Annotated in this window: 19 protein-coding genes; 6 read left to right on the top strand and 13 right to left on the bottom strand. The window is 39.6% G+C overall.

Annotation, left to right across the window (positions count from 1 at the left end; genetic code table 11):
• Nucleotides 1–61: 61 nt before the first annotated feature.
• The 5 genes from CA265_25130 to CA265_25110 form a co-directional block, all read right to left on the bottom strand.
• Nucleotides 62–451 carry a hypothetical protein gene (locus CA265_25130; GenBank protein ID ARS42768.1) on the bottom strand — a complete coding sequence of 130 codons (390 nt, stop codon included), beginning with the start codon at nucleotides 449–451 and terminating at the stop codon, nucleotides 62–64.
• 4 nt (nucleotides 452–455) lie between these two features.
• The gene (locus tag CA265_25125; GenBank protein ARS42767.1) at nucleotides 456–1,292 is read right to left on the bottom strand and encodes a hypothetical protein; all 837 of its coding nucleotides are present in this window, start codon (nucleotides 1,290–1,292) and stop codon (nucleotides 456–458) included.
• A 320-nt stretch (nucleotides 1,293–1,612) separates the two neighbouring features.
• On the bottom strand, nucleotides 1,613–3,061 hold the full coding sequence (locus tag CA265_25120) for an aminopeptidase (protein ARS42766.1): 1,449 nt from the start codon (nucleotides 3,059–3,061) through the stop codon (nucleotides 1,613–1,615).
• Nucleotides 3,062–3,556: 495 nt separating this feature from the next.
• Complete coding sequence (locus CA265_25115; protein ID ARS42765.1) at nucleotides 3,557–4,612, bottom strand: hypothetical protein; 1,056 nt, start codon at nucleotides 4,610–4,612, stop codon at nucleotides 3,557–3,559.
• Nucleotides 4,612–5,583 (bottom strand): polyprenyl synthetase, encoded by a 972-nt coding sequence (locus CA265_25110; protein ARS42764.1) that lies wholly within the window; start codon nucleotides 5,581–5,583, stop codon nucleotides 4,612–4,614. The genes CA265_25115 and CA265_25110 overlap by 1 nt, the downstream gene beginning before the upstream one ends.
• A 291-nt stretch (nucleotides 5,584–5,874) precedes the next feature.
• On the opposite strand from CA265_25110, the gene CA265_25105 reads away from it, so the two are divergent.
• Entirely contained in the window at nucleotides 5,875–6,867 is a 993-nt protein-coding gene (locus tag CA265_25105; GenBank protein ID ARS42763.1) for an alpha/beta hydrolase, read from the top strand.
• Between the two features lie 170 nt (nucleotides 6,868–7,037).
• Here CA265_25105 and CA265_25100 read toward each other — a convergent pair whose 3' ends face one another.
• From CA265_25100 to CA265_25070, 7 genes are all read right to left on the bottom strand, one after another.
• Nucleotides 7,038–8,003: a hypothetical protein gene (locus CA265_25100; protein ARS42762.1), complete on the bottom strand. Its 966-nt coding sequence runs from the start codon at nucleotides 8,001–8,003 to the stop codon at nucleotides 7,038–7,040.
• A gap of 85 nt (nucleotides 8,004–8,088) precedes the next feature.
• Complete coding sequence (locus CA265_25095) at nucleotides 8,089–9,501, bottom strand: MBL fold metallo-hydrolase (protein ARS42761.1); 1,413 nt, start codon at nucleotides 9,499–9,501, stop codon at nucleotides 8,089–8,091.
• Between the two features lie 297 nt (nucleotides 9,502–9,798).
• On the bottom strand, nucleotides 9,799–10,818 hold the full coding sequence (locus CA265_25090) for an L-asparaginase 1 (GenBank protein ID ARS42760.1): 1,020 nt from the start codon (nucleotides 10,816–10,818) through the stop codon (nucleotides 9,799–9,801).
• 240 nt (nucleotides 10,819–11,058) lie between these two features.
• The gene (locus tag CA265_25085; GenBank protein ARS42759.1) at nucleotides 11,059–11,826 is read right to left on the bottom strand and encodes a hydrolase TatD; all 768 of its coding nucleotides are present in this window, start codon (nucleotides 11,824–11,826) and stop codon (nucleotides 11,059–11,061) included.
• A gap of 223 nt (nucleotides 11,827–12,049) precedes the next feature.
• Nucleotides 12,050–14,962, bottom strand: coding sequence for an excinuclease ABC subunit A (locus CA265_25080; protein ID ARS42758.1), 2,913 nt, complete (start codon nucleotides 14,960–14,962; stop codon nucleotides 12,050–12,052).
• A gap of 454 nt (nucleotides 14,963–15,416) precedes the next feature.
• Entirely contained in the window at nucleotides 15,417–16,463 is a 1,047-nt protein-coding gene (locus CA265_25075) for a phenylacetic acid degradation protein (GenBank protein ARS42757.1), read from the bottom strand.
• Between the two features lie 522 nt (nucleotides 16,464–16,985).
• A complete protein-coding gene (locus tag CA265_25070) occupies nucleotides 16,986–17,768 on the bottom strand; it encodes a murein transglycosylase (protein ARS42756.1) in 783 nt (260 codons plus the stop codon).
• A 263-nt stretch (nucleotides 17,769–18,031) separates the two neighbouring features.
• Between CA265_25070 and CA265_25065 the strand changes: the two genes are divergently transcribed.
• On the top strand, nucleotides 18,032–19,621 hold the full coding sequence (locus tag CA265_25065; GenBank protein ID ARS42755.1) for a pseudouridylate synthase: 1,590 nt from the start codon (nucleotides 18,032–18,034) through the stop codon (nucleotides 19,619–19,621).
• 203 nt (nucleotides 19,622–19,824) lie between these two features.
• Here the strand turns inward: CA265_25065 and CA265_25060 are convergent, their stop codons facing one another.
• Nucleotides 19,825–20,049, bottom strand: a complete 225-nt coding sequence (locus tag CA265_25060; GenBank protein ARS42754.1) for a hypothetical protein — start codon at nucleotides 20,047–20,049, stop codon at nucleotides 19,825–19,827.
• Between CA265_25060 and CA265_25055 the strand changes: the two genes are divergently transcribed.
• The 4 genes from CA265_25055 (at nucleotide 20,048) to CA265_25040 (ending at nucleotide 22,809) form a co-directional block, all read left to right on the top strand.
• On the top strand, nucleotides 20,048–21,157 hold the full coding sequence (locus CA265_25055) for a 6-phosphogluconolactonase (protein ID ARS42753.1): 1,110 nt from the start codon (nucleotides 20,048–20,050) through the stop codon (nucleotides 21,155–21,157). The genes CA265_25060 and CA265_25055 overlap by 2 nt on opposite strands.
• Nucleotides 21,158–21,175: 18 nt before the next feature.
• On the top strand, nucleotides 21,176–21,670 hold the full coding sequence (locus CA265_25050) for a hypothetical protein (GenBank protein ID ARS42752.1): 495 nt from the start codon (nucleotides 21,176–21,178) through the stop codon (nucleotides 21,668–21,670).
• 1 nt (nucleotide 21,671) lies between these two features.
• Nucleotides 21,672–22,397, top strand: coding sequence for a phytanoyl-CoA dioxygenase (locus CA265_25045; GenBank protein ARS42751.1), 726 nt, complete (start codon nucleotides 21,672–21,674; stop codon nucleotides 22,395–22,397).
• Between the two features lie 118 nt (nucleotides 22,398–22,515).
• Complete coding sequence (locus CA265_25040) at nucleotides 22,516–22,809, top strand: hypothetical protein (GenBank protein ID ARS42750.1); 294 nt, start codon at nucleotides 22,516–22,518, stop codon at nucleotides 22,807–22,809.
• Nucleotides 22,810–23,286 lie beyond the last annotated feature (477 nt).

Below are 23,286 nucleotides of genomic sequence, written 5' to 3'. Positions count from 1 at the left end.
CTGATGTTGGTAATATCGCTGTCTAATTTTGGTTGGTGAGACACCAACCAATAGATAGGGCCTAAACTTTTGCCGCAACTTTATCTTCTGTTTTGCTGGATTGGTGCATTTCCAGTTTTCCGTTGTACTGGGCACCCAGCTCAATTTCCAGGGTATCTGTTTTAATGTCGCCATTAACTTTACCTGTCTTTTTTATTTCCAGGTTTTGGGTTTTTACGTTTCCGTTAACGGTACCATAAATAATGGCAGAGCCCGTTTGGATATCGCCTTTAATCATGCCCTTTTCGCCTAAAACAATACCACCTTCCACATTTACGTTTCCAATTACAGTACCATCGATCCTGATTACTGCTTTTCCCTTTAATTCACCGGTAATGGTAAAGCCAAGGCCGATTAGGGTTGAAATTTCTTGCTGGTTTAAGTCTTTAATTTGGTTGTTTTTCTTGAACATGTTCTTACAAGGTTAAAAAGGATCTTGGATTGATAACTTTACCGTTTTTGTGTACTTCATAATGTAAATGAGGCCCGGTTGATCGCCCTGTTGAACCGGCTTTGCCAATGTTATGGCCAGCTATTACATTCTCATCAACCTTTACCAAAATTTTAGAGAGGTGGCCGTAATAGGTTTCGAAGCCATTGCCGTGTTTAATCACAATGCAATTGCCATAACCGCCCCTTCGGCCGGCAAAAATCACTTTACCATTTGCTGTACTTTTTACAATGTCGCCATAATTAGCCCTAATATCTAGCCCTTTGTGTGTCTCCACATTTTCGCCACTGAAAGGATTTTCACGGTGACCATATCCTGAGGTGATTGTACCTAAATGCGGGTAACCCATTGGGGTATAAGCTATGTTATAGGCAATTTTACTTAGGTAGTTATCGTAAAACTCACCAATTTCTTCAGCCGATAAGATCTCATCACTTTCTTCTCCACCTTCGTTGCCTGTTAAAATTGGCTTTAGTCCTCTTGCCTTTAAGTATTTGTTAATGGTCAGCAGTTTTTTATCGATTGATTGATAATGCTTTTTTAGCGAAGAAGTATCGATAACCGATAATTTGTCTTTACTTTTTAAAAGTGCCATTTCGAGTTTACCCTTGGCGAGTTCGATGCTGGAATTACTTCGGACGAGGTAAAATATACTCGCAATGAGGATTAAAAACAGACCAAGAATACCTAGAATATACTTTTTCCAGTGTACGACATAAGCTGTTGGAACTTGGATGGGTTTGCTTGAACTTTGATTTTTATTTACAAAAATTACGGTTGTTTTGTTCCGTTTTCTGTTCATTTTTACTCTGATTTTTTGTTTGGGACTAAAACAAATATATGACTAACAACCACATAGTCAAAAACTAAGTCCCGTTTTAACACTTTCAGGAATAAAAATAATAACGCTTTAACATTGAATTAAGCTTCACCATGTGGCTTATATGAGTTTAAATACGGGTATGTAACATTTAAGTGGCTTACATTGTAAACTATTTAGCAAGGGTTAAAACGAGTGCTACACAAAGAAAGATTTTCCACTACGATCGAAATGACATATGATCTTGCGCGAATTAATTATTATATCTGTGCAAACCCAATAGCTGTGTAATCAACTAACGGTTATTTCCACCTCCACTCGCCGGCAATACTCAAGGGCTCCTTTAGGTTCTGCGATTCCAAGAAAGTTCTTAATTCTTCTTCGCCCTGAACACCTACAGGAATTTTCGGGGTATTGGCTAAAGCATAAGTTAACATGGCGCTGTAACGAACGGTATTTTTAAGTTCCTGCTCATCTACCAGTTTAAAGCTATCACCGTCTGAGTGATAAAAAGGTCCGGAATTATTCGGCAGTTTACCACCAAAACCGCCACCAGTAGGGATACCTTCTAACATAAATGGCTGGTGATCGCTGTGTAAACCTGCACCTGCATTAAACATATTTTTGAAACCGGTATCTATTTTCACAATATCAGCACCCCAGGCAGAAAACAGTTCTTTCATTTCTGCTCTCGAGGTAGAAAAACCTTTAGGATCGTTGGTCATGTCGTAGTTCAACATAAACTTCACCTGGTTTAAGGTTTTGTCTTTTTTAGCCTGATCGATATAAGCTTTAGAACCTAACAAACCTTGCTCTTCGCCCATAAACAATACAAATTCTACCGTACGTTTGGTTTTTAAATTCAGCTTTTTAAAAGTACGTGCCATGTCCATAATGGCAAAAGAACCTATTCCATTGTCGATTGCGCCTGTTGATAAATCCCAGCTATCTAAATGTCCGCCCACTACAATTTTATCTTTAGGTAATTCAGTCCCTTTAAAAGTAGCCACTACGTTTCTGGCTTTGATCAAACCAGAGAAATTGGTCATAGCAATGTGCGCGATCTGTGGCTGCGATTTAATTTTTTCTCTCAAAGCCATACCATCTTCCAGTCCAATACAAATAGCTGGTATGGAGATTAATTTACCAGTTACCGAAGCGGTTCCGGTTAAAAGTACGCCACCTTTTACGGTATTGATGATGATGACACCAATTGCACCATATTTTGTGGCTATAGCCGTTTTTTCTGATCGGTGCAATGACTTGGTTCCGGCTGGAGAGCCTGGCAACACCCCTAAATAAATCAGGGCGATTTTACCTTTAAACTTCTCCGGACTGGCCTGATAATCTGCTTCCAGTCCATTACCCGCGTCTACAATGTCACCTGTAACATCTGCACTCACCGGCGAATGTGCCAGCGTAACGGCTTTCATTTTAGTCAGGCTGTTTTTATCTTGACCAATTTCTACACTGATGGTTTTCCTTGCCCAGCTTTCCACTTCAAACGGTTGGAATTTCACTTCACAACCATAAGATTTTAATAAATCAAAAGCATATTGCTCTGCCTTTGCGCCGTTTGCAGAACCTGTTAAACGATGACCGATGGTTTCGGTTTCATATTTAAGTGTTTGATAAGCTTTTGAGTTTTGCTGAACATCAGTATTAATTTTGGCAAAAACATCACCGAATTTATCCTGGGCATTTGCAAATAAAGCGGTACAAAGAAGCGCTGCAGAGAAAAGGTATTTCATTAAGAATAATAGTTTATCTGCTGAAAGTACAAATTTTAGCATGAGATTGCTAGCTGTAACGTATATTTTGCTTTTGGGTAATATCAGAAAAGTATATTTTTATCCCAAGAAAAAGAATTAACAGTCTTTTCCCCATCCACAACCATGCCTCGGCTCACCGCCGCCGACGGGCTCTTTCTTTTCCCTTGATAGAAAAGAAACAAAAGATCAAGGCTTGCATCCTTTCTTGTTAAAAACTACAAAAATCTCAATTGCGACAGTCTATAGGCTCTTTCCTAACCTCGTTGCCATCACACTCGCTTAAACACTGCCTTGGCCTGTGGAAGTATTAGTGAAACTGCAAAGATTTTTGTGCTTTTTCCTACGAAAATCTGCCAGGCCACACAGCAAAGTACAGTTACCTCACCTAATGATTTGCACCATAAAAAGCTTGAATGCACTAAGGTGACTTAGGTGGTCAAAATATTTTAGCAGTAAATACCTTTGATGATAGCCTTAAGGCTTTACATGCACTTTTTTCTTTGGGAAGGCCAGCGAAGCCACAATACTAATCACCAGGATACTCAGAATCACGATTAAGGAATGTTCAGTAGTGAAACCCCATTTCTCCAGATAGGTATGCCCCAACATTTTCACCCCGATAAATGCCAATAATACCGCTAATCCGGTTTTTAAATAGTGGAATTTATGGATGATATTAACCAACAGGAAGAACATAGAACGTAAACCCATGATGGCAAAAATGTTAGAAAAGAATACGATGTAAGGATCTTTTGTTACCGCAAAAATAGCGGGAATAGAATCAACCGCGAATAACAGATCGGTAAATTCAACAATCAGCAGCACCAAAAACAATGGCGTAACCAGTGTTTTATGGTTGATTTTTACAAAGAACTTTTTCCCCTCGTACTTAGGGTGGATAGAAAATATTTTCGAAGCCCATTTAACCACGGGATGATTTTCGGGATCAATCTTGTCATCTTCATCTTTACTGAAGAACATTTTTACGCCCGTAAAAACAAGGAAAGCACCAAACAAATATAGTATCCAGGCAAATTTTGCAATCAGTGCTGCGCCGACAAAAATGAAGATGAAACGCATGATAATGGCACCCAAAATGCCCCAGAACAATACGCGGTGATAATATTTTTCTTCAACGGCAAAGGCAGAAAAAACGAGTACAATTACGAAGATATTATCTACTGAAAGTGCATACTCAATTACATAACCCGTCAAAAATTCTAAGCCGAGGTTTTGTCTATAAATCGCTAAACTGCCTTCAAAATCATCAGGAATTAGCTTAATATGATGCTGATGGTTAATTACAATTTCCCTGAGGTGTGCAAAATCTTTTATTCCATGGAGCTGATGCCCTTCTGTTAATAAGATAAAGTAAAAACCGATGGCCAAAGCCACCATGATTAAACTCATAATGCCGGCTTGTTTTAAGCTCACTACATGCTCTTTCCTGCTAAAAAGACCAAGGTCTAAAGCCAGGATAAGCGCAATAAAAAGAAGAAAACCTAAGCTAAAAAGTAATTCGTTACCCATTATTTTTTACGTTCAGTGGTGTACAGTACAAGTTGTTCTAAACCAGTTCGTGCTTCGCCTGCCTCAAAACTATGCAAAATATCAAATGCTTCTTTCTGGTATTCCAGCATTTTCTGGTTGGCATAATACACACCTTCGTGGGCATTTACGAAATCGATGATCTGCTGAATTTTAACCGGATCGTCCTGGTGGTTTTTCACCAGGTTGATTATTTTTTTACGTTCCGTTTTTTCGGCTTTATTCAGTGCATAAATTAAAGGCAGCGTTACTTTCTTCTCTTTAATATCAATTCCCAAAGGTTTACCTACATCATCCGTTCCGAAATCGAAGGTATCGTCTTTAATCTGAAAGGCAATTCCTACTTTTTCTCCAAACAGACGCATTTTTTCTATTGTTTCATCATCCGCACCTGCCGAAGCAGCACCCGCAGCACAACAGGAAGCAATTAAAGAAGCCGTTTTCTGCCGGATCACATCAAAATATAAATCTTCCGAAATATCCATCCTCCGCACCTTTTCTACCTGCAGCAATTCGCCTTCACTCATCTGTTTCACCGCTTCCGATACAATTTGTAACAAACGGTGCTCGTTATTGTTTACCGAAAGCAACAATCCCTTAGCCAGCAGGTAATCGCCAACCAAAACGGCAATCTTGTTTTTCCATAAAGCATTAATAGAGAAAAAACCACGGCGTTCGTAAGCATTATCTACCACATCATCATGCACTAAAGTAGCCGTATGTAAAAGCTCTACCAAAGCAGCTCCGCGATGGGTTGATTCTGTAATTCCACCGCATAGTTTAGCCGCAAAAAACACGAACATTGGTCGCATTTGTTTGCCCTTTTGCTTTACAATATAATGGGTAATCCTATCCAGCAACGGTGCGTCGCTATGCATAGATTCTTTAAAGGTTTTTTCAAACGCTTTAATATCAGCAGCAATAGGTGTTTTTATCTGTTCGATTCCCGGCATTAAGTCGAAAAATTTTGATTGCAAACTTAAGCTAATTTCCCATAAAAAGGTAATGTGTAGTCGTATTATTCAGCATTTGAAAAGCAATAGCCGTAATCCTGATCATCTTTCGTCCTGCTATTGTCCATAGTCCTCGCCCTCATGCTTCGGGCTGTGGGCTATTTGGCGCTATCAGGTTTAATTACGAAGGGTATTGCGGACAAAACCTTTCCGCACGATAATTAATTCCTCAAAAATATTAGCTTTATTTAATTTCAAATTTTACATTTAAACCAACATTCGGTGCCGCATATGAAAAAACGCTACAAAGTACTTATTGGCCTTTCGGCATTAATTGTTGCAGGCTATTTAATGGGACCAAAACCCAAAAAACCGGTTTATAACAAAGAACTTAGCCAGGTTCCCGATCTGGAAGATTTAGACCGTTATGTGGCCAGTATCGAATCGATGCACAAAATCAAACCAGGCAATGAAGCCGAAATCATCTGGGCCGATAGTCTTCATCAGCAAACCGAATATGCCATTGTTTACCTTCATGGTTTCTCCGCATCAAAAACAGAAGGCAATCCGGTCCATTTAAATTTAGCTAAAGAATTAAATGCGAATTTATACCTGGCCCGGCTGGCCGACCACGGCATTGATACGCTTGCGCCTATGCAATATTTTACCGCCGATCGCCTTTGGGAAACCAGTAAACAGGCTTATGCCATTGGCAAAAAACTGGGCAAAAAAGTAATCCTGGTGGGTACTTCTACCGGCGGAACGGTAGCCTTAAAATTAGCGGCAACCTATCCGGAGATTAACAGTTTAATCTTGTTATCGCCAAATGTAGCGATTAACGATAAAAATGCCTGGCTCCTGAACAATCCCTGGGGTTTACAGATTGCCAGAAAAGTTGTTGGTGGCGATGAACGTAAAGTAGACGACCGCACTGACGAGTATAAAAAATACTGGTACACCAATTATCGCCTCGAATCGTTAGTAGAGCTGGAAGAATTTATCGAGAGCAGTATGGTAAAAGCAACTTTCCAAAAGGTAAAACAGCCAGTATTAATGCTCTATTACTATAAAAATGAACTCGAACAAGATCCTGTAGTGCGTGTAGATGCCATGCTGAAAATGTTTGATGAACTCGGTACGCCGAATAATTTAAAAAGAAAACAAGCCATACCAAATGCAGGAAACCATGTAATGGGATCGTATATTACTTCGAAGGATTTACCAGGTGTAGAAAAGGCTATTGAAGGTTTTGTGGGGAGTACGCTGAAAGTGCCAGTACATTGATTATAATTATGATTTCCAAAGAGGGGTCGTCACCCTGAATTTATTTCAGGGCCTGTATAACTGGAAAGATGCTGAAACAAGTTCAGCATGACGATCGGGGTAGAAATATAGCTTAAGAGACTTCCGAAGTTTTTCCATCGCTAATCCTCTGGCTAAACTTCGTAAGAAATTTAACCCAAAATATTCTTCACGATCATTTGGGCGTGAACTCTTGAGTTTTCGATAAAAAGTTTGTGCGTATCCAATCCACCACAAACTACACCAGCCAGATACAAACCTTTTACATTGGTTTCCATGGTTTCTTCGTTATAAGCCGGGCAAAGTGTTTCGGGCAATTCGACACCAAACTTTCTTAGCATACTAAAATCTGGCTGATAACCCGTCATGGCAATTACGAAATCGTTTGGAATGGTTTTTATCCCTTCTGGTGTTTTGATGTCTACTTCTCCCGCTCTTATTTCAACCAGTTCAGAATTGAAAAGTGCTTTAACTTCTCCTTCTTTAATCCTGTTCTGGATATCCGGCCGAACCCAATATTTAACATGAGGGCCCAGATCGCCACTGCGAACCACCATCGTTACGTTTGCACCTTTTCGGTAGGTTTCTAAAGCCGCATCTACCCCTGAATTATTGGCGCCAACTACTACAACATTCTGGAAGGCGTATAAATGTGGATCTTTATAATAATGCGTCACTTTTGGCATATCCTCTCCCGGAACATTCATCAACAAAGGAACATCATAAAAACCGGTCGCCACAATTACATTATTGGCCGTATAATCCGTTTTTGAAGTCTTGATTTCGAAAACATCGCTATCGTTTTTAACCACCTGCTTTACACTTTCGAAAAGATGGATGTTTAAATCAAACTTTTCAGCCACACGGCGATAATATTCAACCGCTTCATTTCTGTTAGGTTTCGGACTAATGGTTACGAAAGGCACGCCTCCAATTTCTAATTTTTGAGAAGTAGAAAAGAAGGTCATAAATACAGGATAGTTGAACAAGCTGTTCACCAAAGCACCTTTCTCTACAATTACATAACTTAAGTTTGCCTTTTGAGCTTCAATAGCGCACGCCATACCTATTGGGCCGGCACCGATAATTAATACGTCGTAATGATTTTGATTTGCCAAATGGTTATATCTTAGGTTGTCATTCTGAGCCTGTCGAAGAACCTTGATGGCATTTCGACAAGCTCAATGTGACAATTGCTTGTTATTAAATTTTCATTGCTTTACTCGGGCATGCAAAATCGGTTCTTTTTAAACCGGTATTTTTAATTGCACCATAACCGCCAGCAATATCAATCACATTTTCTACGCCACGCGATTTTAAAATAGATGCGGCAATCATCGAGCGGTAACCACCTGCACAGTGAATGTAATAAGTAGCTTTCGGATTGATTTCGCCAGTCCAGTCGTTTATAAAATCTAACGGGCGGCTCAGCGTAAATTCCAGATGCTCTGATTCATATTCACCCGGTTTACGCACATCCAGTGCCGTAATTTCTCCGTTAAGACTGGCTGCTTCAAATGCCGCTGCAGAGATGGATTGAATGGTATCGATTTCCTTACCGGCATCTGTCCATCTTTCGAAACCACCATCTAAATAACCAATGGTACTGTCGTAACCTACGCGGGTTAAACGGGTAATGGTTTCTTCTTCCTTACCCTGATCAGTAATCAATAAAATTGGTTGCTGTAAATCGGTAATTAAAGCACCAACCCAAGGTGCAAACTGTCCATTAAGACCAATATTAATCGAATTTGGAATAAATCCCTTAGCAAAAACCTGCGGATCGCGGGTATCCAGCATGATGGCACCGGTTTGGTTTGCGGTATCTTCAAATTGCTGAGGTGTTAAAGCATTTAAACCTTTTTCATAAACCTCATCAATACTTTCTACACCACCTTTATTAATGGCTGCATTTTTGGCGAAATATTGCGGTGGCGGCATAATGCCATCCGTTACTTCTGCAATAAACTGCTCTTTGGTTGTCGCTTTTAAAGCGTAATTTACTTCTTTCTGATGCCCTAAAGTATCGAAAGTTTCTTTACTCATGCTTTTACCACAGGCAGAACCTGCGCCGTGCGCCGGGTAAACAATTACATCATCCGCTAAAGGTTTTATTTTCTCATTCAACGAATCGTAAAGCATTCCTGCCAGATCTTCCATCGTTAAATGGCCTTTCTGTGCTAAATCCGGGCGACCAACATCACCAATAAATAAGGTATCGCCACTAAAAATACAGTGATCTTTTCCATTTTCATCGGTTAACAGATAAGTGGTCGATTCTAAAGTATGTCCGGGGGTGTGTAATGCAGTTATAGTTAGTTTACCGATTTTAAACTGCTCGCCATCTTTGGCCATGTGCGATTTAAATTCTGTTTTAGCCGTTGGGCCATAGATAATTTCGGCACCAGATTTCTCTGCGAGATCTACGTGGCCAGAAACAAAATCGGCATGAAAATGCGTTTCGAAAATATACTTTATGGTTGCTCCTGCTTTTTCGGCCTTCCTTAAATAAGTACCAACCTCTCTTAGCGGATCAATAATTGCAGCCTCGCCATCACTTTCGATGTAATAAGCGGCTTCTGCCAGGCAACCTGTATATATTTGTTCTATTTTCATGTTTAATAAGTATCGAGTTGTTAAGGATCAGGTATCAAGACATCACCTTTCGCCTTAAACCCTACACCTTATACCTCTTTGCTAGCAAAAATAAGGCTAAATACTTATAACCGAAATGATGTTGGTCATAATTGCAGAAGTTTTACTTATGGTAATACAAAACGGCTAACTACAAATAGCCAACTGCAATTGATTTGGGCGTTTTTTTGTTGGTCGGGATTTGCAATTCCGACCTTATTAGCGTAAAGGATTGCAAATCCTTAATTCTATTGACGGGATTATAAATCCCGACTAGCGCTAATCTTTAGTCAGCTCTCCACGCAACGATTCTTCCATTAATTTACGGCTTTCTTCTATGGATAAACCTAAGCCCATAACGAACATTAATTTGGTTACCGTAGCTTCGAAAGTTAAATCATAACCACTTAAAATGCCCATTTTCAATAGTTCTCTACTGGTTTCGTAGCGGCCTAGCTGAACCGAACCTTTTTTACATTGAGAAATGTCGATAATGATCTTCCCATTCAAAATGGCCTGACGCAGACTATCTAAAAACCATTGCGCCGTTGTGGTATTGCCAGAGCCAAAAGTTTCTAAAATAATGGCATCTACTTTCGAATCGGTTATCGCCTGAACGGCTTGTGGCGTTATGCCAGGATATAATTTCAGCACGCCGATATTTGAATTAAAATTGGTGTGCAATTTCAATTCCCCTTCTGTAGCTTTTAGGATATAGTTTCGATGAAATTGCAAGTGAACGCCTGCTTCGGCAAGTATCGGGTAATTTGGCGAGCGGAAAGCCTCGAACTTTTCGCTGTTGTATTTGATAGAGCGGTTACCCCTGAATAATTGTGCATCAAAATAAATGCAGACTTCCGGAAAAAGGGCTTTTCCATCTTCTTTGGTGGCTGCAATTTCTAAAGCAGTAATTAAGTTCTCTTTAGCGTCTGTTCTGATTTCGCCAATTGGAAGCTGAGATCCGGTTAACACCACAGGTTTAGCCAGATTTTCGAGCATAAAGCTCAATGCCGAAGCCGTAAAAGCCATGGTATCAGATCCGTGGAGGATCACGAAACCATCGTACGCATCATATTTGTGATAAACAAGTTCAGCTAAGGTTTTCCATATTTCAGGATCCATGTTTGACGAATCCAATACCGGATTGAAGGAATGCACATCTAAATCGTAATCTAAACGGCTTAACTCAGGGACGTTTTCTTTTATCTGCTGAAAATCAAATGGAATTAACATCCCATTTGTAGGATCGTTAACCATACCGATGGTTCCACCGGTATAAATTATAAGTATTTTGGTCATTTGGTTGGTGAAGGTTGCTCACCACAAAGAAACTAAAAAATTACAAATGGCGAGTCTGTATTTTTAATTTAGCAACAAAAAAGCCAAAAATCGTTAATATATTGCCAATATAATAAATTTTAAGCCATCATTTTGCAATACAAGAAATTCGATATAGTTGTTATCCTGAACTTGTTTCAAAATCTGGCTATAAAGATGCTGAACTAAATTCAGCATGATGGCCAGGTAATAAACTAATGCTTAAACTCCGAAAATTTTCTTCGAGTTCTCAGTAGTTACATCTGCGATTTCTTCCATAGAAACGCCGTAAATATCGGCCAGTTTTTGGGCAACATAAATCAAATAACTACTCTCATTGGGTTTACCACGGAAAGGAACCGGAGCCAGATAAGGCGAATCTGTTTCTAAAACCAGGTTAGTCAAAGGAATTTCGGATAATACCAGGTCCAATCCGGCTTTTTTATAAGTAACCACGCCACCAATACCTAAATAGAAATTTAAATCGATGGCCTGCTTTGCCTGTGCTAAATTGCCGGTAAAACAATGGAATATCCCACGTAGTTTTTCATCCCTTTCACTTTCCAACAATTCGAAAACCTCATCAAAAGCTTCGCGGCAATGGATCACAATCGGCAAACCTAAATCTTTTGCCCAGCCAATCTGTTTGCGAAAAGCATCTTGCTGAATCGCCAAAGTAGTTTTATCCCAGTATAAATCGATGCCAATTTCGCCAATGGCATAAATTTTACGCCCGGAAATACTGTTGTAAATTTCGTCTAATTGGCTGAGGTAATCTTCTTTCACATCACAAGGGTGCAAACCAGCCATGGCAAAACAGTTTGCCGGATATTTCGCGACCAGGTCATCAATCATGGCAATCGATTTCACATCAACATTGGGCAAAAACAAACGGTTAACGTCGTTCTCAAAACAGCGCTCCATCAATTGCTTCTGTTTTTCCGCATCTTGCTCGTAATATAAATGGGTATGGGTATCGGTGAAAATCATGTGTATAATGTAAAATGGGTAATGTAAGATGGAAGATGTAATGATTAGTTAAATTAATACGCTCGTCATGCTGAGCTTGTCGAAACACTTAACACAAATTTAATCAGGTCCTTCGACAGGCTCAGGATGACAAAACCATTCAATTGAAATAGCCTCTGAAATAAGTTCAGGATGACGATCGTTAAAACCTGTTACCTTGATCATTCTGACCTCCAAACTCGGATTATTTCTTCTTCCTGGACGCTTTGACTTCGGACTTCGGACTACTGACTCCGGACTCTTCAAACCCCTTCTCCCAATCCATTTCCTTTTTCAAAAACTTTCCGGTTAAGCTGATCGGATTCTGGATTAAACCCTCCGGTGTACCTTCGAATAAAATCCTTCCGCCACCAGCACCACCTTCTTCACCTAAATCGATTACCCAATCGGCTACTTTCACCACATCTAAGTTATGTTCGATTACCAAAATGGTATTTCCTTTATCAACCAGTTCTTGTAACACGCCCAAAAGCACATTAATATCTTCGAAGTGAAGTCCGGTTGTAGGTTCATCTAATATGTAGAAGGTTTTTCCGGTATCTTTTTTAGAAAGTTCGGTAGCCAGTTTAACACGCTGTGCCTCTCCTCCTGATAAGGTAACCGACGATTGCCCCAAAGTAATGTAACCTAAACCAACATCTTTCAATGTTTTAATCTTCCTGTAGATGATGGGGATATTTTCGAAGAAATTACAGGCATCTTCGATACTCATGTCCAGCACATCACTAATCGATTTTCCGCGGAAACGAACTTCTAAAGTTTCCCTGTTATATCTTTTCCCTCCACATTCTTCGCAAGGCACCTGCACATCAGGTAAGAAATTCATTTCGATTACCTTTAAACCTGCACCCTGACAGGTTTCGCAGCGACCACCCTTTACGTTAAAAGAGAAACGACCCGGCTTGTAACCACGGATTTTTGCCTCAGGCAACTGCACGAACAGATTTCTGATGTCAGAAAACACTCCCGTATAAGTAGAAGGATTTGAGCGTGGCGTTCTGCCGATAGGTGCCTGATCAATTTCAATTACCTTATCAATTTCTTTTAACCCATTAATTTTCTCGTAAGGCAAAGGTTGTTTTTTCGCCCTGAAGAAATGATGATTTAAAATAGGATACAAAGTTTCGGTAATCAAACTGGATTTACCACTACCCGAAACACCTGTTACGGCAATAAATTTACCCAAAGGAAAATCTACCGAAACCTCTTTTAAGTTATGACCGGTTGCTTTAACAATCGAAAGTTTATGTCCATTGCCTTTTCTACGGGTTTTTGGTGTTTCAATTTTCTTTCTGCCGTTGAGGTAATCGGCAGTTAAGGTTTTCGATTTTAAAATATGTGCTGCAGTCCCTTCTGCCACTACTGTTCCGCCATGAATACCTGCTCCCGGGCCGACATCAATTACCCAATCGGCTTCCAAAATCATATCCTTATCGTGCTCTACCACCAAAACGGTGTTTCCAAGATCACGAAGATTTTTAAGTGCATTAATCAAACGTTCGTTATCACGCTGGTGCAAACCGATACTTGGCTCGTCGAGGATGTACATGACGTTCATCAACTGCGAGCCGATCTGTGTAGCCAAACGGATTCGTTGCGCCTCGCCACCAGAAAGTGTACGCGCTGTACGATCTAAAGTTAAATAAGTTAAACCCACATCAGTTAAAAACCCGATCCTGGCTTTAATTTCCTTTAAAATTTCCTTTGCAATAATATTCTGGCGATCGGTAAGGCGTTCGTCTACTTTTTCAAACCAGCTATGCAGGTTAAAAATGTCCATTGATGACAGTTCGAAAATATTCTTACCATCCACCTTGAAATGCAGACTTTCTTTTTTCAGCCTGGCGCCATTACACTCCGGACAGGTTTTCAGTTTACGGAAAGTCTCCATATCGTCAACCGCAGCCTCGCCCCTTTTTTCGTTCTGCTCTTCGAGCATCTTAATAATACCATCAAAAGTGATATTATAATTCTGAACGTTCCATTTATTATACTCAACAGCCACATTAATCAGGTCATGTGTACCATTTAAGATAATATTGATCACTTCATCGCCCAGTTTTTCGATCGGGGTAGAAAGCGAGAAATTATATTTTTTAGCCAGGGCCTTTAACACCTGGAACATCCAGATGTCTCTATATTCGCCCAGTGGCGCTAAACCACCATTTAAAATACTCAGTTTGGGGTTCGGAATCACCGATTCTTTATCCACCACGAAGATATAACCTAAACCATCGCAACGCTCGCAGGCCCCATATGGCGAGTTGAATGAAAAACTGTTCGGCTGAGGCTCATCGTAAGAAATACCCGTAGTTGGGCACATTAAAAACTTACTGAAATGCGCAACGTTATTATCCTTGTCGCTAATTTTGATTACGCCTTTACCCATCTTCATCGCAATCTGCAATGAATCGAGCAAGCGTTTTTTATCCTTAACATCAATAATCAGGCGGTCAATCACCACTTCGATATCGTGGATTTTATAACGATCTACCTGCATTTTAGCGGTAATATCTTTTATTTCACCATCTATGCGAACCTTTACATAACCTTGCTTACGAATCTGCTCAAAAAGTTCGCGGTAATGCCCCTTTCTGCCTTTTACAACAGGTGCAAGGATATTCACAGCTACCCCATCAAATTTATTAAAGATATTCTGCAGAATCTGATCTTCGCTCATGCGCTCCATCTTTTCGCCGGTATTGTACGAATAGGCATCGGCAACACGTGCATAAAGCAAGCGCATAAAATCGTAAATCTCGGTGATGGTACCTACGGTAGAGCGCGGATTTTTGCTAGTGGTTTTTTGCTCAATGGCAATAACCGGACTCAGTCCCGAAACCTTATCTACATCAGGACGCTCCATCCCGCCCATAAACTGACGGCTGTAAGCGCTAAATGTTTCCATATAACGGCGCTGTCCTTCTGCATAAATGGTATCAAAAGCCAATGAAGATTTACCGCTACCACTTAACCCTGTTATAACAACAAGTTGGTTGCGCGGAAAACTGACATCTATATTCTTTAAATTATGTACCCTCGCGCCATATACTTCTACATCTTTTTGCTCACCGAGGTCGACAGATTTATTGCTCATATTTTATTAAAAGTTGGAGGCAAAATTGAGCCTTTAAAAAGACAAAATTTCAATCCGCAAAAATGCTAAAAATTTTATCAAAATGAAAGTCAAAACCAATCTTGATTAAGGATTAATTGTCATAATCTCAACTTCTATTTCTAAGAAAATCAGAGGTAAAGAGAAGAAACAAATTAAAAGCGTAAAAAAAATTTTCACCCTACCTCACAAACGCTTAAAATGATGCAATGGTTTTATATTTTGAAGAAAAACCGCCAGCAGCCAATATCCAGCGCTAGCTTATATAAGTGATAACGTAGATAAATTTTATCCCTGATTTTTTAAGGCCATTGTTTAAAGCGGAATCTAACCAACATATTAAAAAGTCTCTCGTCTCTGTTTTCTCTCCACTCGAGATGACGATGCCACTGTGAGCACCAGGCTAACCAATGCACTGGTGAACAAATGAACTAATCTACCACGCTATCGTTGTTCCATTCTCCGTTGGATGCCCGGTACAAACCAAAACCCTGCCTCTTTCCAACTCATCATCAGTAAGTACTTCATTATAATCCATTCTTACGCCACCTTTGGTACAGTTGGCTACACAGGTACTACACACTCCTCCACGACAGCTATAGGGAAGTTTGATTTTATTTTCGAGCGCAACATCCAAAATCCTTTTTGGCCAGGGCACATCGAGGTGATAAATTTCTCCTTTAAAATTTAAAACGACCGAATAGGTATTTTTATCTACCACCTTTTCTGCAGAGCCATCATCCTCATCCACCTCATCTTCCGGCAGCACAAAGGTTTCTCTCTTAATCTGTTTGATATCGAAACCCACACCCAGCAAAGTAATCCGGCATAAATCCATGTAAATAATTGGTCCACAACTATAAAACAGCGCATCATTCCGATCAAAATGTAAATGTTCTTTGAGTAATTTTTCGATATAGAATTTGTTCAGTCTGGCCGTCATTAGATTTTTGCTATTGCTAAACACCCATACAATCTTTAACCTTTCAGGATATTTTTTTTGCCATTCGCTCAGTTCATCATAAAACAATGCATCCTCCATCGACCGATTGCTATAAACCAGTGTAACCAGCGATTTTTTCTCACGCACTAAAGCCGTTTTCAAAATCGAGAATAATGGCGTGATTCCCACCCCCGCCGCGAACAGAAAAAGATCTCTTTCTAAGTTTTCATCTGGCAAATAGCTGAACATCCCTTGTGGTTCCTGCGCCAAAAGAATATCATTTACCGAAGTTTTATGGTGGAGAAACCTGGAAATCTCTCCATTCTCTACGCGTTTCACGGTAATCGATAATGGCTCATCCACATCAGGCGAGCTGTTAAAAGAATATGATCGCCTTATTTCCTTATGTTTTCCCTGAAAAATCAATGAAATAAACTGACCCGCCAGATACTTCGGATATGGTTCATCCACCTCCTCAAATTGAAAGGTAATGTTATCGCCAGGTTGATTGATGATTTTATTGATGCGCAGTTTGAACATAATACAAAGAAAGGAAATTGATTTATTAGTTCAATCGTTCATTGGTCATTGGTTAGTATGATTTAGGGTTTAGGATTTAGGGTTTAGGGTTTAGGGTTTAGGGTTTAGGGTTTAGGGTTTAGGGTTTAGGGTTTAGGGTTTAGGAAAAACACTGATTTGATATTTTGTGTTTGATAATAATGAAAAGCATATAATAAATGACCAATGCATCTAGACACACATACACTTAAATGACCTTCTATTCCTCATATGGTAAAACTATTTCGTGTTGATCCGTGCCTCCGCGGCTAAATATTTATTGGTTCATTGGTCATTAGTTCATTGGTCATTGGTTCATTAGTTAGCGTGATGCATGAAAAATTCTCCTATCAATCTATAGCTCTAAAAAAAATTAGTGGTTAGCGTTTAGTAAAAAAACAAATCTATGTAATCCGACAATCTGTGTGATCAGTTTCCAAAAAAAAAGCGTCCCGATTTAAAACCGGGACGCCTTACCAAATGCTTGTCTTTATCTTAATTATATTACTCGGCGTTGTAGGCCAATAATAATCTCGGTTTTTCGTAACCGTAACGTTTCGGGTGCTCCATAATCTGTTTCATAGAAATCACTTTATAAACATAGCCACCCGTTTCACGGTTCAGCTTCATTTTGTAGTAATTATCCTGATTTTGATTATTGATCTGCTTGCGCAGGCGTCCGTCGCCAACATTGTAAGCCGCAGCTACCAAGGTCCAGCTTTCTAAACCTTTATACATTTCTTTAATGTATTTGCAGGCAGCAATTGTCGATTTGCGCAGATTATAGCGTTCATCAACATTTCCGTTTACTCTTAATCCGTAGGTACGGGCTGTGCCAGGCATAAACTGCCAGATTCCGGCTGCACCTTTTGGAGAAACTCCTTCCGCCATTCCAGATTCGACCAGGGCCAAATACTTAAAATCGTTGGGAATTCCGTACGCAGCGAGAATAGGCTCAATTACCGGAAACCATTTTGCTGCTTTCGCATGCAATTGATTGGTTTGTGTATTTCCGTAACTGTGTGCTGCAAGGATTTTTTTCATTTTGCGTTCTACCTTTTTATCGCCTAAGGGCAGGGTTTCTTCTGCAAAATTTAACTGTGCCATTAAAGATAGCGGCTTTTGCGCGCTTTCAACTTCCAGGCTATCAGATTTGGGTATTGTAGTGTTTAATTTTTCTTCTTTTAAAAGACTTTTTTGTGCTAAGGGCATTTGGTAAGCGAACACTTTTGCCAAGATAAATAGTGTTGCCACTACCGCAAATGGTACGATGTGTTTCTTTAACATTTTCCTCCTTTTTTTGGTGAACTTATATAAAAACGTTGGCAAAGGTAAAAAATAATAAGCACATTATCAAACAGTTACAAAAATACCCTCCAAAATCAGCCCTTAAAGTACTTTAAACGTGGATTTTAAATTTTGATTTTCAGGCGAATTTTTCTATTTTAGAGGCTATTTTTTTATCTAATTTTTCCGCTCTGAAAATTGTTATGTTCATCAATTTTTCATAAATTTGCAACCCGCATTTTTAATGTGGTTAAAAGCGTATCATGATAAATAAAAACAACAGGAACAGTCGGGATGACAAGTCCAAACCAGGCAGTCGAAAAACAGAAGGCAGAAGTAGTTCGGCCGGGTCTGACAGAAGAAGATCAGACGACAAAGACAGCAAATTCAAAAAATCATCCGATTCAAAAGAGGGCTTCAAACCCAGAAGCGCAGACGGTAAAGATTTCAAATCAAAATCTTTCGGAGACAAAAAAGACTTCAGGCCAAGAACAGGAGACCGTGATTTTAAATCGAAAGATGGAGAGTCGAAAGGATTCAAATTTGGAGACCGCGAATTTAAATCAAAAGATAACAACTCAAAATCAGAAGACCGCAGCTTCAAATCCAGAGAAGGTGGATCGAGAGATTATAAACCAAGAACCGGAGACCGTGATTTTAAATCGAGAGATGGCGGATCGAGAGATTACAAACCAAGAACAGGAGACAGAGATTTTAAACCAAGAGAAGGTGGTGCAAGAGATTATAAGCCAAGAACAGGAGAACGCGATTTCAAATCTAAGGATGGAGATTCGAGAGATTTTAAACCGAGAACTGGCGACCGCGACTTTAAATCCAGAGAAGGCGGACCGAGAGATTACAAGCCAAGAACAGGCGACCGTGATTTCAAATCGAAAGATGGCGGACCGAGAGATTTCAAACCTAGAGAAGGTGGTTACAAAGAGTACAAATCAAGGGGCAAATCAGATGATTTCAAGCCAAGTGCTGGAAGTTCAAGAGATGTAAAGCCTAGAGAGCCGAGAGAAGGCGATACCCGTCCGTTTAGAAAACGTGAGGAAGCCCAACCAAGAGATACAGAATTTAACCGCCCGGAGCGGACTGTAATTACCCAGGGCCGCAAAACAAATGAAGATAAAGGCTTAATTCGCCTGAACAGATATATTTCAAATGCAGGCATCTGCTCTCGCCGTAAGGCCGATGAGTTAATTGCTGCCGGCATTATTACCGTAAACGGAGAAGCCATTACCGAATTAGGGCATAAAGTTGACCCGGCAAAAGATTTAGTGCGTTACAACGGAGAGTTATTGAAACGCGAGAAAAAAGTTTACGTTTTATTAAACAAACCAAAAGATTACATCACCACTACCGACGATCCGCAGGAACGCCGGACAGTAATGCAATTGGTTGACAAAGCAAGCCGTGAGCGTATTTATCCGGTTGGTCGTTTAGACCGCAACACCACAGGTTTATTATTAATGACAAACGATGGTGATTTAGCGGATAAATTATCACATCCTAAAAACGGTATCACCAAAATTTATAATGTTGAGTTAGATAAGGCTTTATCACAAGGCGATTTAAACAAAATTGCTTTTGGTTTAGAACTGGAAGATGGATTGATTAAACCTGATAACATTTCTTATGTGGCAGGTGGTACCAAAAAAGAAATCGGCATCCAGATTCACAGCGGTAAAAACAGAATTGTTCGCCGTATTTTCGAACACCTGGGTTACAATGTAGAAAAACTAGATCGTGTGGTATATGGCAATTTAACCAAGAAAGACCTACCTCGTGGCAGATGGCGCTATCTTGAAGATCATGAACTGATCCAGATTAAACATTTAATAAAATAGAATTTAAGAGGCAACCAATGGTTGCCTTTTTTGTTACTTGCTAACAAGATCTCATCGTGAGCAAGCATTTTTTTCCGAAAAATGTTGGAGTGGATATAACAGGATACGAGGTATCGTCATTCCCAACTTGATTGGGAATCGTAATGCCTTGGTAGGGCGTGTAGACTACATTAAGATTCCCGCCTGCGCGGGAATGAGGACCATTATTTAGAATCCATTAATGGTTGCCTTTTTTGTTTTAGTTCTTCAGCATTATCGTCCTCGTTTGAAACGAGGATGACTGAGCATGACGATTGCATCGTCACGTATTGCACATTACAAATACGAGCCTCGCTACAACGATAAATAAATTTCTCGGCGCTTCTGTGCCTCCGTGGCGAATTAAATTTTAATTCCCCATATTTGCTAAAATCAATATCGTTTTTCATGAAAAAAATTAGTTCATTATTCCTACTCTCTATATTGTCAACATTAACATTTGCGCAAAAAGCTAATTACAATCTCATTGTTGGTACATATACCGCACCTGGAAAAAGCGAGGGGATATATACCTATAATTTTAATGCTTCAACTGCAGCCACAACGATAAAAAGCATTACAAAAAACACGGCCAATCCGAGTTACCTGGCCGTTTCTCCTGATCAGAAATTTGTTTATGTGGTGAATGAAACCGGGGCTACCAGCACCGTAAGTGCTTTTAAATACAACGCAGCAAGCGGCGCTTTAACTTTTTTAAATAAGGTAGATAGCCATGGCGCTGATCCATGTTTTATTACTGTTGATGCCAAAAATGTAATCGTAGCCAATTATAGCGGCGGCAGTTTGGCCATATTTTCACGAAAAGCAGATGGGGCTTTAACCGAAGCTTTACAAACCATCGAGCATACCGGAAAAAGTATCGACCCAAAAGGCAGACAAGAAAGCGCACACGTACACATGGTTAAATTCACACCAGATTATAAACACCTAATTGTTAACGATTTGGGTGAAGATCGGATTTATATCTACAACTACAAACCTGCCGCAAAAGAAAATATTCTGACCGTTAAGTCAGTTATTAAAACCAATGCAGGTACTGGCCCGAGGCACATCACTTTTAGCCCGAATGGAAAATTTGCCTATTTAGCGCACGAATTTAACGGGAGTATAACTGCTTTCGCTTATTCGAACGGAAGTTTAACTAAAATCCAGGAGATTGGCACTACATCAAAAGATTTCACTGGAAAAGTTGATGCTGCTGATATCCATGTTTCAGCTGACGGAAAATTTCTTTACGAAACCAACCGTGGAGATGCCAATAGCATTTCTGCTTTTTCAGTTCTGCCTACAGGAAAATTGAAATTTATCGAAACGGTAAGTACACTGGGTAAAGGACCAAGAAACTTCACCATCGATCCGACCGGAAAATTTCTATTAATCGGTCATCAATACACGAATAACATCGTTATTTTTAAGCGAAATAAAACCACAGGCAAATTAAGCGATAGCGGTAAACGTATTGATGTTGGTGCGCCAGTTTGTTTGGTTTTTAATTAATCACCTAAAATTAAGCCAATGGAAAACTTCGATTGGACAAAATTCACGCTCAGGATTGCCGTTAAAGCAAAACTTGAAGACCTGTATAACGCCTGGACACAGGCCAACGAAATTGAGAAATGGTTTTTAAGTGAGGCGGAATTTTCTGACGAGAATAATGTATTGCTCAACAAAACGCAAAACGTATTGAAGGGCGATCGATACAAATGGATCTGGTATCTGTATGATGATATTGAAACCGGCAGCATTACCCAAGCCAATGGCAAAGATGAACTTCAGTTTACTTTTGCTGGCGAATGTTTGGTTGATATTAAACTTAGAGAAGAGTTTGAATACACCATTGTGGAGTTGACTCAAAAAAATATCCCTTTAAATGATCAGGCAAAAAGAAACATTCGGTTAGGTTGTCACAACGGCTGGAGTTTCTATCTGGTTAATCTAAAATCTGTTTATGAAGGTGGCCTGGACTTAAGAAATAAGGATAACCGCTTTAAACCCATGCTGAATAATTGAGATGATGGATTTAGCGGTGAAGGAAAGAGAAATTCAGGAATTAGGATTTTCGGTGATAGATGATGTATTTACAGATCAGGAAATTGAAGATATCTTAGCGGCGATTGACAAAACAGATCCAACTAAAGAAACCTTTAGAAAATCGGAAGATCTTTTCGCGATACGTCAGTTTTTAAAAGAAGTTCCAGCCAGCACTGGCTTAATCTTCAACAACAACTTAAAAAAGATTATAAGAGAAATTTTTGGCGAAGATTATTTTCTTGTTAAATCGATATATTTTGATAAACCCGAAACTTCAAACTGGTTTGTATCCTACCACCAGGATTTAACCATTTCAGTTGATCAAAAGGCTGAAATAGCAGGCTTTGGACCTTACACCAGGAAACATAATCAGTTTGCCGTTCAACCTCCGCTTAATATCCTGGAGAGTAATTTTACTATCCGCATTCATCTCGACGACACCAACGAAGAAAACGGCGCACTTAAAGTAATTTCAAACTCTCATAGCAAGGGCATTTACCGTCCGGAGAATATTGACTGGAGCATAGAAAAAGAGCTGAGCTGCAATGTAACAAGTGGCAGCGTGATGATTATGAAACCGCTTCTTTTACACAGTTCGAACAGAACAACAAACAACCAAAAAAGAAGGGTGATTCATCTAGAATTCAGCAATCAGCTATTGCCGAAGGAATTAAAATGGTCGGAACATTTGAGCTTAACGTGGTAGACTGAAACACGTTCAGTATGACAGAACATGTAAATAAATTAAGTTCCGTTCCCTTACACGGTCGTCATGCTTAATTTATTTCAGCATCTTTACGGCATCAAACAGAACAAAAGAAGTTATGGAACGATGTGGCTGCGTTTACATATTAACGAATCATACCCATACAGTTTTGTACATTGGCGTAACATCAGATTTATATTTCAGAATAGTAGAGCACAAAGAAAAGGAGCATCCTAATTCATTTACAGCTAAATACAATTGTAATAGACTCGTTTATTATGAGCAGTTCGATTCTATTGAGGAAGCCATTGCGAAAGAAAAGCAATTGAAAAACTGGCGGAGGGCATGGAAGATAAATTTAACTAACCAAAGCAATCCTAATTGGGACGATTTGTTCAATACCATTGAATAAAGAAGATTCCTGTCCTCAGTTTAACTCCGGACTTTCCTAGCATGATAGATACTGAAACAAGTTCAGTATGACGCAACCAAGAATAGCATGACGCAGTAAAGAACAAATTAACCAAGATTAAATCCTGCGTGATCGTCATCCTGAGTTCATCTCAGGATCTTCCCTAGCATGATAGATACTGAAACAAGTTCAGTATGACGCAGTCAAGAATAGCATGAAGCAGTGAAGAATAAATTAAACAAGATTAAAATCCTGCCAACCGATCGTCCCTGAGTTCATCTCAGGATCTTTCATAGCATGATAGATACTGAAACAAGTTCAGTATGACGCAGTCAAGAATAGCATGAAGCAGTGAAGAATAGATTAAACAAGATTAAAATCCTGCCAACCGATCGTCGTCCTGAGTTTAACTCAGGATCTTATAGCATGATAGATGCTAAAACAAATCTGTATGACGACCCGAAAAAACAAAAAAAT

The sequence above is a fragment of the Sphingobacteriaceae bacterium GW460-11-11-14-LB5 genome (assembly GCA_002151545.1).
Taxonomy (GTDB): domain Bacteria; phylum Bacteroidota; class Bacteroidia; order Sphingobacteriales; family Sphingobacteriaceae; genus Pedobacter.
This window is presented reverse-complemented; position numbering and strand designations above follow the sequence as displayed.

Excerpts from the sequence above, each read along its gene's own strand:
- CA265_25065 (ARS42755.1), top strand. The coding sequence starts at position 18,032 with ATGATAAATAAAAACAACAGGAACAGTCGGGATGACAAGTCCAAACCA.
- CA265_25125 (ARS42767.1), bottom strand. The coding sequence starts at position 1,292 with ATGAACAGAAAACGGAACAAAACAACCGTAATTTTTGTAAATAAAAAT.
- CA265_25130 (ARS42768.1), bottom strand. The coding sequence starts at position 451 with ATGTTCAAGAAAAACAACCAAATTAAAGACTTAAACCAGCAAGAAATT.
- CA265_25120 (ARS42766.1), bottom strand. The coding sequence starts at position 3,061 with ATGAAATACCTTTTCTCTGCAGCGCTTCTTTGTACCGCTTTATTTGCA.
- CA265_25070 (ARS42756.1), bottom strand. The coding sequence starts at position 17,768 with ATGTTAAAGAAACACATCGTACCATTTGCGGTAGTGGCAACACTATTT.
- CA265_25050 (ARS42752.1), top strand. The coding sequence starts at position 21,176 with ATGGAAAACTTCGATTGGACAAAATTCACGCTCAGGATTGCCGTTAAA.
- CA265_25085 (ARS42759.1), bottom strand. The coding sequence starts at position 11,826 with ATGATTTTCACCGATACCCATACCCATTTATATTACGAGCAAGATGCG.
- CA265_25055 (ARS42753.1), top strand. The coding sequence starts at position 20,048 with ATGAAAAAAATTAGTTCATTATTCCTACTCTCTATATTGTCAACATTA.
- CA265_25105 (ARS42763.1), top strand. The coding sequence starts at position 5,875 with ATGAAAAAACGCTACAAAGTACTTATTGGCCTTTCGGCATTAATTGTT.
- CA265_25110 (ARS42764.1), bottom strand. The coding sequence starts at position 5,583 with ATGCCGGGAATCGAACAGATAAAAACACCTATTGCTGCTGATATTAAA.
- CA265_25075 (ARS42757.1), bottom strand. The coding sequence starts at position 16,463 with ATGTTCAAACTGCGCATCAATAAAATCATCAATCAACCTGGCGATAAC.
- CA265_25115 (ARS42765.1), bottom strand. The coding sequence starts at position 4,612 with ATGGGTAACGAATTACTTTTTAGCTTAGGTTTTCTTCTTTTTATTGCG.
- CA265_25080 (ARS42758.1), bottom strand. The coding sequence starts at position 14,962 with ATGAGCAATAAATCTGTCGACCTCGGTGAGCAAAAAGATGTAGAAGTA.
- CA265_25060 (ARS42754.1), bottom strand. The coding sequence starts at position 20,049 with ATGAAAAACGATATTGATTTTAGCAAATATGGGGAATTAAAATTTAAT.
- CA265_25040 (ARS42750.1), top strand. The coding sequence starts at position 22,516 with ATGGAACGATGTGGCTGCGTTTACATATTAACGAATCATACCCATACA.
- CA265_25090 (ARS42760.1), bottom strand. The coding sequence starts at position 10,818 with ATGACCAAAATACTTATAATTTATACCGGTGGAACCATCGGTATGGTT.
- CA265_25095 (ARS42761.1), bottom strand. The coding sequence starts at position 9,501 with ATGAAAATAGAACAAATATATACAGGTTGCCTGGCAGAAGCCGCTTAT.
- CA265_25045 (ARS42751.1), top strand. The coding sequence starts at position 21,672 with ATGATGGATTTAGCGGTGAAGGAAAGAGAAATTCAGGAATTAGGATTT.